This is a genomic window from Jannaschia halovivens (assembly GCF_046452375.1).
GTDB classification, from domain to species: Bacteria; Pseudomonadota; Alphaproteobacteria; order Rhodobacterales; family Rhodobacteraceae; genus Jannaschia; species Jannaschia halovivens.
On the sequence record NZ_JBKFDJ010000001.1, the window covers coordinates 2,288,510 to 2,301,061 of the forward strand.

Sequence of the window (12,552 nt, forward strand, 5' to 3'; positions counted from 1 at the left end):
ATATGGGTCGCATCACATTGCAGGGCGTCGCGAAAAGCTTCGGCGACGTCGAGGTCATCCCGCCCCTCAACCTCGAGATCGAGGATGGCGAGTTCGTCGTCTTCGTCGGGCCATCGGGTTGCGGCAAGTCCACGCTGCTGCGCCTGATCGCCGGGCTCGAGGACGTCACCGGCGGGGATATCGAGATCGACGGGCGCAATGTCTCGACGGTCCCGCCCGCCAAGCGCGGCCTCGCGATGGTGTTCCAGTCCTACGCGCTCTACCCGCACATGTCGGTGCGCAAGAATATCGCCTTCCCGATGCGCATGGCCAAGATGGACCAGGCCGAGCAGGACAAGCGCGTCGCCCACGCGGCCAATATTCTGAACCTCACCGACTATCTCGACCGCCGCCCCGGCCAGCTGTCGGGCGGCCAGCGCCAGCGGGTCGCCATCGGCCGCGCAATCGTGCGGGAGCCGGCGGCCTTCCTCTTCGACGAGCCGCTCTCGAACCTCGACGCCGCCCTTCGCCACGGGATGCGGGTCGAGATCGGCGAGCTGCACAAGTCGCTGGCCACGACGATGATCTACGTCACCCACGACCAGATCGAGGCCATGACCATGGCCGACAAGATCGTCGTGTTGCGCGCCGGGCATATCGAACAGGTCGGCTCGCCGCTGGAGCTCTACCGCACGCCGCGCAACCTCTTCGTCGCGGGCTTCATCGGCTCGCCGACCATGAACCTCTTCGAGGGGCCAGAAGCCGCCAGGCACGGCGCCCATACGATCGGCGTTCGCCCCGAGCACCTGATGCCTTCGGCCACCGGCTCGGACGGATCGTGGCGCGGGCGGGTCGGCCTGTCGGAACATCTGGGGTCGGACACGTTCCTCCATGTCCACGACACGGGTCTGGCCGAGACGATCACCGTCCGCGCGGGCGGCGAGATCGACCTGCGGCACGGCGATACGGTCTATCTCACGCCCGAGGCCGACAAGATTCATCGCTTCGACGCGCAAGGCCTGCGGCTGGCATGAAGCTCGACGGACGATCCGCCCTGATCACGGGTGCGGCGCGCGGCATCGGTCGGGGCTTCGCGATGGCCTATGCCGCCGAGGGTGCGACCGTGGCCGTCGCCGATATCGACCGCGCAGCCGCCGAGGCTACGGCGACCGAGATCGGCCACGGCGCCTATGCCGTCGAGTTCGACGTGAGCGACCAGCGGAGCATCGATGCGGCGATCACCACGGTCGTGGACCGCGCGGGGAAGCTCGACATCCTCGTTAACAACGCTGCCCTCTTCGATGCCTCCGAGACCGTGGACATCACGCGCGCGACCTATGACCGGCTCTACGCGGTGAACGTGGCGGGCACGCTCTTCACCCTGCAGGCCGCCGCGCGCCGGATGATCGCGCAAGGACATGGCGGCAAGATCATCAACATGGCCAGCCAGGCAGGCCGCCGGGGTGAGCCGCTGGTCCTGGTCTATTGCTCGACCAAGGCCGCGGTGATCTCGATGACGCAGTCGGCGGGGCTCGACCTCATCCGCCACGGCATCAACGTCAACGCGATCGCGCCCGGCGTCGTCGACGGCGAACACTGGGCGCATGTCGACGCGACCTTCGCGCGGCTCGAAGGCAAGCGTCCCGGCCAGAAGAAGGCCGAGGTCGAGGCGGGGGTGCCCGCGGGCCGCTTCGCCGTCCCCTCCGATCTCGCCCCGATGGCGGTGTTCCTCGCCTCCGCCGACAGCGACTACGTCGTCTCGCAATGCTTCAACGTGGACGGTGGCCAGTGGATGAGCTGACGCGGCTGTCGAACGCGACCCTAGGCGATCTGCCGGCGGACGTGTCCGTCCCGACCTATGATCGGGCTGGGTTGACGGCGGGCATCGTCCATATCGGGCTCGGCAATTTCCACCGGGCGCATCAGGCGTGGTATCTGCATCGGCTGATGCAGGACGGGCTGGCCCATGACTGGGCCATCGTCGGCGCGGGCGTGCGCCCCGCCGATGCGGCCATGCGCGAACGCCTTCTGGCGCAGGACGGCCTGACGACGCTGATCGAGCTGTCGCCCGAGGGCGTCTCGGCCGAAGTGATCGGCCCGATGACCGAGTTCGTCGAAATCGCCGACGGCCACGGCCCCCTGATCGCCCGCATGGCCGAGCCCGATATCCGCATCGTGTCGCTGACGGTGACCGAAGGTGGATATTTCATCGACGCCGCAACCAAGGGCTTCGACGCGGATCACCCGGATATCCGGCACGACGCCGCCCATCCGGCCACACCCCGCACCGCATTCGGCGCCATGATCGAGGCATTGCGCCGTCGCCGCGATGCCGGCCACGGGCCGTTCACCTGCCAGTCCTGCGACAACCTTCAGGGCAATGGCGATATCCTGCGCCAGACGGTCGTGTCCCTGGCGCGTCGCTCGGACCCCGAACTCGCGGACTGGATCGACGCGCACGCGACCTTCCCCAACGCGATGGTCGATTCGATCGCCCCGGCGACGGGCCCGGCCGAGCTGGCACTTGTGCGCGACCTCGGGATCGCGGATGCCGCGCCGGTGACCCACGAGAACTTCCGCCAATGGGTCATCGAGGATGATTTCTGCGCAGGGCGTCCGCCATGGGACCGCGCGGGCGCGACCTTCTCGTCGGATGTGCACGCCTACGAGGCGATGAAGATCCGCCTGCTGAATGCGGGCCACCAGGTGATCGCCGATCCGGGCGAGCTCCTGGGGATCGAGACCATCGCGGGCTGCATGGCGCATCCGGCCATCGCCGCGCTCTTCCACAAGGTCGAGCTCGAGGAAATCGTGCCCCATGTCGCGCCCGTGCCCGGCATGACGCCCGAAGCCTATGTCGATCTGGTGGCGGCCCGGTTCTCGAACGCGCGGATCGTGGACACCGTGCGCCGCGTCGCCTTCGACGGCGCGTCGCGACATACGGGGTTCCTGCATCCGGTGATCCGCGACGCGCTGGCGGCCGGGACGTCGGTCGAGGGGCTGGCGCTGGTCGAGGCGCTCTGGGCGCGAATGTGCGAGGGCACGCGCGAGGACGGCAGCGAAATCGCGCCCAACGACCCGATCTGGGACCGCTTGCAGCCGGTCGCCGCCGTCGCGCGCGAGCGGCCGCAGGCCTGGCTCGAGCAGGAGGCGCTCTACGGTGATCTGGGCGAGCAGCCGCGCTTTGCGGATGCCTTCGCGGGCTGGCTTCGGATGATCTGGAACGACGGCACCGAAGCGGCGTTGGCCGCGTATCTGCGCAGCTAGGCGGGCCCGTCCGGTCAGGCCACGGCAAGGCCCGCATTCGTGTTCAGCATGAACTGCGAGAAGATCGGCGCGCTTGCCGCCCCCAGCGCGCGTGCGTTCGGCCCGATATTGCCCGGCTCGATTCGCGGCGGGATCAGACCGCGCACATCCTGGTTGGCCAGATAGCGGCGCACCCGTTCCACGAGGTCCTGCCGGATCTCGGCGGGGAAGGCCCCGTCGATCAGGATCGCCTCGAAATCGATGACGGCGCAGATCGAGAGGCTCGCCCGCGCCAGCTCCTGCGCGACCCGCCCCAGCCAGGGATCGACATGCCGTTCCAGCCCCGACCAGTCGAGCGGCTGCCGCCAGAGCAGGTCCGGGTCGAGATCGGATTCGCGCAGCCGCCGTTCCAGCACGTGGATCGACGCCATGTCCGCAAGCTGCATCGCCTCGCCATTGGGGCCGACGCTGCGGATCGAGCCCAGCGCACCCGCATTGCCCTGTCGCCCCTCGTAGACCGAGTGGTTGAGCACGACGCCGCCGCCCACGAAGGCGCCGATGAAGATGTAGGCATAGTCCCGGAACTCGCGCCCGCGGCCATAGACCTGCTCGGCCTGACAGGCGGCGGTCGCATCGTTGAGGACGATCACCGACAGCCCCGTCAGCGCCTCGACCTGCGCGCGCAGATCGACCGTATGCCACGCCCCAAACACGTCCTCGGGACCGTTCGTCGCGTGGGTCGGGCGGTTCCAGAGCTCGAAGGGTGCGGCGACGCCAATCCCGCAGAGACAGCTTCGCTGCACCGGGTCGAGCGTCGCCGCAATCTCCTCGATCGAACGCGCGAGGAATGCGAAGACCGTCTCGGGAATCGGACGCGCATAGGTCAGACGCCGTTCGGCGCGAATCACGCCGGTGAGGTCCATCAGAACGAGATCCGCCGAGCGACGGCCGATCTTGAGCCCCCAGGACAGCGCCCCATCGGGCCGCACGAGCATCGGCATCGACGGCTTGCCGACCTTGCCGCGCATCGGCTCACCCCGTTCGATCACGCCTTCGGATTCGAGACGCCGCAGAATGACCGAAACGGTCGGCGGCGAGAGCCCCGCGCGCCGCGCCAATTCGCTCGCCGGAAGGCCCCCGTGGCGTTGCAGAAGCGACAGCAGCAGCCGTTCATTATGCGCCCGCACACCCTTCTGGCTCAGCCCGGCGCTGATCTGCGTCACCACGCGGGCGCCGAAGAGGGGATCGATGTCGGATGGGTCGCTCATGGCCCTCTCTCGCACTCCGGGCGTCAGCGCAGCATGGCACACGCCGATTAATAAGGAAAGTAAACTAATTTATTGACAGCGATCGCCGCCGTCTGTCAGGCACGGGGACATCGTCCCGGCGCACCGGGTCGGATCATCGAGGTCGCCGGGGCAGTACCGGAGGCCCAGCTTCTGGGAGGAAGAATATGAAAGCGCTTCTCGCCGGCACCACGATCGCCGCCACTCTGACCGCAGGCCTCGCCGCCGCGGATGGCCACGCCGTCTCCGCCTGCCTCATCACCAAGACCGACACCAACCCGTTCTTCGTCAAGATGCGCGAAGGCGCGCTGGCGAAGGCCGAGGAGCTGGGCATCACCCTGTCCACCTATGCCGGTCAGGTCGATGGCGACCACGAAACGCAGGTGCAGGCCATCGAGACCTGCATCCTCGACGGCGCCAAGGGCATCCTGATCACCGCGTCGGACACCTCTTCCATCGTGCCCGCCGTCCAGCAGGCCCGCGACGCCGGTCTTCTGGTCATCGCGCTGGATACCCCGCTCGAGCCGATCGACGCCGCCGACATGACCTTCGCCACCGATAACTTCCTGGCCGGCGAACTGATCGGCCAATGGGCCGCCGCGACGCTGGGCGACGATGCCGAGAGCGCCAAGATCGCCATGCTCGACCTCGCCGTCAGCCAGCCGACCGTGGGCGTGCTGCGCGACCAGGGCTTCCTGCAGGGCTTCGGCATCGACCTGGCCGATCCGAACGTCAACGGCGACGAGGACGATCCCCGCATCGTCGGCAATGACGTCACCGCCGGCAACGAGGAAGGCGGCCGCCGCGCCATGGAGAACCTCCTGGCCGTCGATCCCGAGATCAACGTCGTCTACACCATCAACGAGCCCGCCGCTGCCGGCGCCTACGAGGCGCTGAAGTCGATCGGCCGCGAGAACGACGTCCTGATCGTGTCTGTCGATGGCGGTTGCCCCGGCGTCCAGAACATCGCCGATGGCGTGATCGGGGCGACGTCGCAGCAATACCCGCTGCTGATGGCCTCCAAGGGCATCGAGGCCATCGCGGCATGGGCCGCCGACGGCACGAAGCCCGAGGCGACCGACGGCAAGGACTTCTTCGACACGGGCGTGGCGCTCGTGACCGATCAGCCCGCCGACGGCGTGACGTCGATCAGCGTCGAAGAGGGCGCGGAGCTCTGCTGGGGTTGATCCCGGCGAAACTCTGATAGGATGGATGCGGGCCCCTCGGCGGGCCCGCATCGCGACGGAGGGGACCCCGACATGACCGACCGCGACGACTACGAGGGCGCGACCCGCGCCGCCGACGCCCGCGTGGCGCAATTCGACGACCACGCCTCGGGCTTCGTCGGTCGCTTCCACCACGCGCTGCACACGACACCCGCTCTGGTGCCGCTCATCGTGCTCCTGGCGGCCATCGTGACCTTCGGACTTCTGCTCGGGTCCAAGTTCTTCAGCCCCTTCGCCCTGACGCTGATCCTGCAGCAGGTGCAGATTGTCGGCATCGTCGCCGCCGCGCAGAGCCTCGTGATCCTGACCGCGGGCATCGACCTCAGCGTCGGCGCCATCGCGGTCATCTCCTCGGTCGTGATGGGGCAGTTCACCTTCCGCTACGGCCTGCCCGCCGAAGTCTCGATCGTCTGCGGCCTCGCGGTCGGCACGTTGATCGGCGCGGTGAACGGCATCCTCGTCGCGGTCGTCCGCCTGCCGCCCTTCATCGTGACGCTGGGCATGTGGCAGATCGTTCTGGCCGCCAACTTCCTCTATTCCGCCAACGAGACCATCCGCAGCCAGGATATCTCGAACGACGCCCCCGTGCTGCAACTGCTGGGCTGGAAATTCCAGATCGGCGGCGCGGTCTTCACCGTGGGCGTCGTCGTGATGATCGCGCTCGTCTTCATCCTCGCCTACGTGCTGCGTCACACGGCATGGGGCCGCCACGTCTACGCGGTGGGCGACGACCCGGACGCGGCCGAGCTTTCGGGCGTCGCGGTCAAGCGGACCCTCATCAGCGTCTACGCCACCGCGGGCTTCATCTGCGCCATCGCCGGCTGGGCCCTGATCGGACGCATCGGTTCGGTCTCGCCGACCTCGGGGCAGCTTCTCAACATCGAGAGCATCACCGCCGTGGTGATCGGTGGGATCAGCCTCTTCGGCGGGCGCGGCTCGATCCTCGGCACGCTTTTCGGCGCGCTGATCGTCGGCGTCTTCACCCTTGGGCTGCGCCTGATGGGGGCCGACGCGCAGTGGACTTACCTCTTGATCGGCGTGCTCATCATCGCGGCCGTCGCGGTGGATCAGTGGATCAGGAAGGTGGCGGCATGACTTCGCACAGGACACTCGCATCGCCCGACCGCCGCGACGGGACAGCAGAGCTGCCCGGGGACCAGTGGATCAGAAAGGTGGCGGCATGACCACGACACCCATTCTCGCGGCCTCGGGCCTGACCAAGCGCTACGGGCGGGTCACCGCGCTGGACCGTTGCGATTTCGAGCTGATGCCGGGCGAGATCCTCGCCGTGATCGGCGACAATGGCGCGGGCAAGTCGACACTGATCAAGGCGCTCTCGGGGGCGGTCGTCGCCGACGAGGGCACTGTCCAGCTCGACGGGCGCGACGTCCGCTTCTCCTCGCCCATCGAGGCGCGGGAGGCGGGGATCGAGACGGTCTACCAGACCCTCGCCATGTCGCCCGCCCTGTCGATTGCCGACAACATGTTCATGGGCCGCGAGTTGCGCCGCCCGGGCATTGCGGGCTCGGTCTTCCGAATGCTCGACCGGCCCCGGATGGAGGAGCAGGCGCGCAACAAGCTCAACGACCTGGGCCTGATGACGATCCAGAACATCAACCAGGCGGTCGAGACGCTCTCCGGTGGCCAGCGCCAGGGCGTCGCCGTGGCACGCGCGGCGGCCTTCGGATCGAAGGTCATCATCCTCGACGAGCCGACGGCCGCACTGGGCGTCAAGGAATCGCGCCGCGTCCTCGACCTGATCCAGGACGTCCGCGCCCGTGGCATCCCGATCATCCTGATCTCGCACAACATGCCCCATGTCTTCGAGGTCGCGGACCGCATCCATGTCCACCGGCTCGGCCGCCGCCTTGCCGTCATCGACCCCAAGGACTACACCATGTCCGACGCGGTGGCCTTCATGACGGGCGCCAAGGACGCGCCGGTCGCCGCGTGACGCTCGATCCGATCCTCGACCGGTTGGCCGATCTTCGGGACGATCGCCTGCTCGTGGCCCTCGTTGGGCCGCCGGCCTCGGGCAAATCGACCCTGGCCGAGGCGCTGGTCGCACGGCTGGGCGATGCAGCCCTTCTGCCGATGGACGGCTTCCATCTCGACGACCGCATCCTGACCCCGCGCGGCGACCGGTCCCGGAAAGGCGCGCCCCATACCTTCGATGTCGGCGGGCTGTCCCGCGTGCTGGACGGCCTGAGGGCAGGCGAGGACGTCTATCACCCGGTCTTCGACCGCAGTCGCGAGATCGCCATCGCGGGGGCGGGCCATATCCCCGCCGCGATCCGCACCGTGGTCGTGGAAGGCAACTGGCTCCTCCTCGACGAGCCGGGCTGGCGCAATCTCGGGCCATGGGACCTGACCGTACGGCTGGACGTCCCCGACGAGGTGCTGCGCGCGCGACTGGCCGAGCGCTGGGCGAGCCTTCCGCCCGCCGAGGCTGCCGCGAAGATCGATGGCAACGACCTGCCCAATGCCGCGCGCGTCCGCGACGGATCGCGTCCGGCGGACGTGATCATCGGGGTCTAGCGGAACGGGTCGCGGTGGTGCCGCGCCCGGTAGCGGCGCGGCGTCGTGTCGTAGGCGCGCTGGAACAGGCGGTAGAAATAGCTCGTATTGGCAAAGCCGCAGGCCCGCGCGACATGCTCGATCGCCGTGTCCTCGCTGCGCAGCAGATGCGCCGCATGATCGACGCGGATGCGGTTCACGAACTCGGTCGGGGTGATGCCCAGCACCTCGCGACAGGTGCGGCAGACATGCTCGTGGCTGCGGCCCGCGGCGGCGATAAACCCGGCGGCCCCGGCGCGAAACACCGCGGGCGCCTGCGCCGCCATGCAGGCGCGTGCGAACCAGGCGGGCCCGTCGCGGACGGCGTGGCTCTGGTCGGACGCGACGCGGTTCACCAGCGTCAGCAGGAATTCCTCGATCCGCGCCAGCGACCGGTCGGTCACCTGAAGTTGCCCCGCGACGGTCAGTGCCCGCTCGAACCGCGCGGGATCGAGGAGATGCGCCTCGGGCAGGGCCGCGCCGCTGTCGAAGAACCGCCCCGCGACGGTGTCGGCATAGCGCCCGGCCAGATGCGCCGCCGTCTCGGAGCGGAACATGACGTTGACGATCCGGCACCCGACGCGCCGGTCGGCCCGGAACGCATGGGCGTCCCCCGGCCGCACGAAGGCCAGGTGCCCTTCGCCCAGCACCTGCGTGACGCCGTTCACCCAATGCTCGGTATGTCCCTCGGTAATCAGGAAGACCTCGTGGAAGTCGTGGTCATGCGCGCGCGCGGGCCAGCGCCGCGCCAAGCCCTTGCGGGCGAAGTGAAACGCCTCGCCCGCGGGAATATAGCTGGAGATACGGAAGGTCTCGATCTGCATGAGGCAAGACAGGGTAAGGATTTTCCCATTCTGCCCACGAAATATCAAACCTGTCCAAAAAAATATCAACCGAAGGCGCAGCGCCCCGGCCCCGGCGCCCCTAACGTCGAAAGCCAGCATGGAGGGATGGGATGCTGGCCACCGATCTTGATCTCGGGTTTCGACCCGTGCGGACCGACGCGCCTCTGCGCCTCACGCAAGCACAGATCGACGCGTATAATCGCGACGGGTTCGTGCAGCCCTTCGACGTCTTCGACGCCACCGAGATCGCCGCGATCCGGGGCTATGTCGACGGGCTGATGGCCGATATGGGCGAGGCGGGGGCCTACGGCATCAACTGCTACCAGGCGCGGCTGTCGGGACTTTACGACATCGCGACCGATCCGCGGATCCTCGACCTCGTGCAGGATGTCATCGGCCCCGACATCCTCTGCTGGGCAAGCGCCATCCTGTCGAAGCGGCCCCATGATCCGAAGGCCGTGCCGTGGCACCAGGATGCGAGCTTCTGGTCGCTGAGCCCGGCGCGCACCGTCACGGTCTGGCTGGCCATCGACGATGCCGATGCCGAGAATTCCGCAATGCGCTTCATTCCGGGCACCCATGACCGCGGCGCGCTGTCGGTACAGGCGACCGGGGGCGAAGCGGTCTTCCACAAGGAAACGGCGGATGCCGACGCGCTGGGCGCGCCCTTCGACAACGTGCTGGCCGCCGGGCAGGTCTCGCTCCATGCCGATATGCTGGTACACGGCTCGCAGCCCAACCACTCGGACCGCCGCCGCTGCGGCCTGACGCTGCGCTATTGCCCGCCCGAGGTCCGCATCACCGACACCGCCTGGGCGCGGGGGGTCGAGGCGATCCTCGGACGGGGCGACGCGGGCGACTGGCCCGTCCATCCCCGCCCCGCGGGCGACGACATCACCGCCACCGCCAGCCCCCACGTGGTGGGGAACAACTGATGCGCGTGACGTGGTTCGGCCAGGCCGCGATGCTGTTCGAAGGGGCCGAACGGTCGGTGATGACCGATCCCTTCACGCCCGACGTGCTGGGCTATCCGGCGATCACCGAGACCGCCGATATCGTCCTGACCTCGTCGGATGACGACGACGCGCATTGCCGCTCGGACCTGATCGCGGGCGACCCGGTGACCTGCAACACGCTCGATATCGCGGGCGACGGGCAAGGCGAGGCGGAGGTCGGCGGCCTGCGCGTCCGGGCCATCGCCGCCGAGGAATGGGAGCACCATCCGCGCGGCACGGCCAACCAGAACGCGATGTACCGCTTCGCGCTCGACGGGATCGAGATCGCGCATATGGGCGATGTGGGCAACGCGCTGGACGAGGACCAGATCGCCTTCTTCGAAGGGGTCGACGTGCTCTGCGCGCTGACCGGGGGCCCGCCGACGATCAGGCTGCCGGACCTGATGCACATGATCCACCGGGTGCGGCCGAAGCTCGTCATCCCGATCCACTTCCGCACGCTCGCCTACCGACCCGCGAACATCCAGTGGCTTCAGGATTTCCTCGATCATTTCAACGAGGACGACATCGACTTCGCCTTCGGCCCGCACGCCGATCTTGCGGCGGACGACCTGCCGGACCGCACCCGCGTGCTGGTCCTCGATCACCTCAGATAAGCACCACCAAGGGAGAGACACATGACCATCCGACATCTCATCACGGGGACCGCCGCGCTGGCGCTGCTCGCCGGCACGGCCTTCGCGCAGGACGCAAGCCGCGAGGAAACCGTGATCTTCGACCTCGACCGCACGATCACCGATCCGGCCAACTTCAACTGGCTGACCGACGGGACGGGCGTCCGCCGCATGCATGGCGGCCATCAGGTCATGTGGGAGCCGATGTTCATCCTCAACTACGGCACGGGCGAGTTGGACCCCTGGCTGGCCACCGGCTTCGAGGCCAATGACGACAGCACCGAGTTCACCATTTCGCTCCGCGAGGGCGTCGAGTGGTCCGACGGCGAGGCCTTCGATGCCGACGACGTCGTCTTCAGCGTCGAGATGGCGCTCCAGAACGAGGAGATCACCGCGCGCGAGGCGGCGACCCTGCGCGGTCAGGTCGCCAGCATCGAGAAAGTCGACGCCCAGACGGTGCGCATCGCGCTCCAGGCGCCGAACCCGCGCTTCATGGTCGAGAATTTCGGCATCCGCATCTTCGGCTCGTTCCTCATCATGCCCGAGCATGTCTGGGCCGGCGAAGACCCCGCGACCTTCACCTTCCCCGAGCCGATCGGCACCGGGCCCTATACCTTCACCAGTGCCGCGACGAACCGCGCCATCTGGGACCGCAACGACGATTGGTGGGGTGCCAAGACCGGCTTCATGGACCTGCCCGCGCCCCGTCGCGTCGTATTCCTCGAAACCGGTGGCGAGGAGAGCCGGGCGCAGCTGATCGCGTCGAACCAGCTCGACGCGGCCCAGAATGTCACCATCGGCACCTTCGAGGCCATCCAGGCCCAGAACCCCGAGGTGATCGCCTGGCACGAGGGCTATCCCTACGCGGCCGCCGATCCCTGCGCGCGCCAGCTCGAAATCAATACCACGGTCGCGCCCTGGGACAGCGCCGCGATGCGTCGCGCGGTGGCCCATATCATCGACCGCAACCAGATCGTGAACGTGGCCTACGAAGGCACGACCGAGGCCTCGCGCACGATGTTCGCGCAATACGGCTCGATGGCGCCCTTCATCGATGCCATCGCCGAGGCGGGCTACGACCTCCCGGCGAGCGCCGATGCCGAAGCCGGGCAGGCCCTGATCGAGGGCGAGGGCTGGACCCGCGACGGCGACTACTACCAGAAGGACGGGGAGACGCTCGCCGTCGAGATCCACGTCAACTCGGCCTCGACCGAGTACACGCGGACGATCGACGTCATCGTCGAGCAGCTTCAGCGGGCGGGGATCGACGCCCGCGCCGTGCCGGTCGAGAACGGCGTCTTCTGGGGCGAGGTCCTGCCCTTCGGCGCCTACGAGATGAGCTATAGCTGGCTCAGCTGCGGATCGGTGAACGAGCCCTGGGCCTCGATGGGCCGCTACACGACCGGCGACGTGGTCCCGGTGGGCGAGCGCTCGCCCGGCTTCAACAACACCTCGCGCTGGAGCGGCGAAGCGGCCGAGGCCTATTCGGCGATCATGGACGACATCGAGGGCCGCGCGCTGGGCGACCCCGAGATCCCCGCGCTGGTGGCCGAGGCCTACCAGTATCTCGACGCCGAGATGCCCTTCGTGCCGCTGGTTCAGGCCGCCAAGCTGATCCCGTTCAACACGACTTATTGGGAGGGCTGGCCGACGGCGGACAACTACTACAACCACCCGTTCTTCTGGTGGAACCACGCCCACCAGATCATCCACAACCTCGAAGCCGCCGAGTAGGCGCCGCCGATACCGACGGACGGGGCGCCCCGGCGGCCCGTCCCCACCCC

The 12,552-nt window shown here is 68.2% G+C and carries 12 protein-coding genes; 10 read left to right on the top strand and 2 right to left on the bottom strand.

What is annotated here, in order from left to right; translation table 11 throughout:
- Positions 1–2: 2 nt before the first annotated feature.
- The 3 genes from ACK8OR_RS11625 to ACK8OR_RS11635 are packed head-to-tail and all read left to right on the top strand — an operon-like array spanning position 3 to position 3,246.
- The gene (locus tag ACK8OR_RS11625) at positions 3–1,013 is read left to right on the top strand and encodes an ABC transporter ATP-binding protein (protein WP_410189550.1); all 1,011 of its coding nucleotides are present in this window, start codon (positions 3–5) and stop codon (positions 1,011–1,013) included.
- A complete protein-coding gene (locus tag ACK8OR_RS11630; protein ID WP_410189551.1) occupies positions 1,010–1,780 on the top strand; it encodes an L-iditol 2-dehydrogenase in 771 nt (256 codons plus the stop codon). Before ACK8OR_RS11625 ends, ACK8OR_RS11630 begins: the two co-directional genes overlap by 4 nt.
- A complete protein-coding gene (locus ACK8OR_RS11635) occupies positions 1,768–3,246 on the top strand; it encodes a mannitol dehydrogenase family protein (protein ID WP_410189552.1) in 1,479 nt (492 codons plus the stop codon). Before ACK8OR_RS11630 ends, ACK8OR_RS11635 begins: the two co-directional genes overlap by 13 nt.
- Positions 3,247–3,260: 14 nt before the next feature.
- Here the strand turns inward: ACK8OR_RS11635 and ACK8OR_RS11640 are convergent, their stop codons facing one another.
- The gene (locus ACK8OR_RS11640; RefSeq protein WP_410189553.1) at positions 3,261–4,493 is read right to left on the bottom strand and encodes an ROK family transcriptional regulator; all 1,233 of its coding nucleotides are present in this window, start codon (positions 4,491–4,493) and stop codon (positions 3,261–3,263) included.
- Positions 4,494–4,678: 185 nt separating this feature from the next.
- Between ACK8OR_RS11640 and ACK8OR_RS11645 the strand changes: the two genes are divergently transcribed.
- The 4 genes from ACK8OR_RS11645 (at position 4,679) to ACK8OR_RS11660 (ending at position 8,275) form a co-directional block, all read left to right on the top strand.
- Positions 4,679–5,698, top strand: a complete 1,020-nt coding sequence (locus ACK8OR_RS11645) for a sugar ABC transporter substrate-binding protein (RefSeq protein WP_410189554.1) — start codon at positions 4,679–4,681, stop codon at positions 5,696–5,698.
- 72 nt (positions 5,699–5,770) lie between these two features.
- On the top strand, positions 5,771–6,832 hold the full coding sequence (locus ACK8OR_RS11650; protein WP_410189555.1) for an ABC transporter permease: 1,062 nt from the start codon (positions 5,771–5,773) through the stop codon (positions 6,830–6,832).
- An 85-nt stretch (positions 6,833–6,917) separates the two neighbouring features.
- A complete protein-coding gene (locus ACK8OR_RS11655; RefSeq protein ID WP_410189556.1) occupies positions 6,918–7,691 on the top strand; it encodes an ATP-binding cassette domain-containing protein in 774 nt (257 codons plus the stop codon).
- The gene (locus tag ACK8OR_RS11660; protein ID WP_410189557.1) at positions 7,688–8,275 is read left to right on the top strand and encodes an AAA family ATPase; all 588 of its coding nucleotides are present in this window, start codon (positions 7,688–7,690) and stop codon (positions 8,273–8,275) included. Before ACK8OR_RS11655 ends, ACK8OR_RS11660 begins: the two co-directional genes overlap by 4 nt.
- On the opposite strand, the gene ACK8OR_RS11665 is transcribed toward ACK8OR_RS11660, so the two are convergent.
- Complete coding sequence (locus ACK8OR_RS11665) at positions 8,272–9,117, bottom strand: helix-turn-helix transcriptional regulator (RefSeq protein WP_410189558.1); 846 nt, start codon at positions 9,115–9,117, stop codon at positions 8,272–8,274. The genes ACK8OR_RS11660 and ACK8OR_RS11665 overlap by 4 nt on opposite strands.
- Positions 9,118–9,248: 131 nt before the next feature.
- Here ACK8OR_RS11665 and ACK8OR_RS11670 point away from each other — a divergent pair, with 131 nt between their 5' ends.
- Genes ACK8OR_RS11670 through ACK8OR_RS11680 form a run of 3 tightly spaced genes read left to right on the top strand, consistent with a single transcriptional unit; the run spans position 9,249 to position 12,502 of the window.
- Positions 9,249–10,073, top strand: a complete 825-nt coding sequence (locus ACK8OR_RS11670) for a phytanoyl-CoA dioxygenase family protein (protein WP_410189559.1) — start codon at positions 9,249–9,251, stop codon at positions 10,071–10,073.
- A complete protein-coding gene (locus tag ACK8OR_RS11675; RefSeq protein WP_410189560.1) occupies positions 10,073–10,750 on the top strand; it encodes an MBL fold metallo-hydrolase in 678 nt (225 codons plus the stop codon). Before ACK8OR_RS11670 ends, ACK8OR_RS11675 begins: the two co-directional genes overlap by 1 nt.
- A gap of 21 nt (positions 10,751–10,771) precedes the next feature.
- The gene (locus ACK8OR_RS11680) at positions 10,772–12,502 is read left to right on the top strand and encodes an ABC transporter substrate-binding protein (RefSeq protein ID WP_410189561.1); all 1,731 of its coding nucleotides are present in this window, start codon (positions 10,772–10,774) and stop codon (positions 12,500–12,502) included.
- Positions 12,503–12,552: the final 50 nt, after the last annotated feature.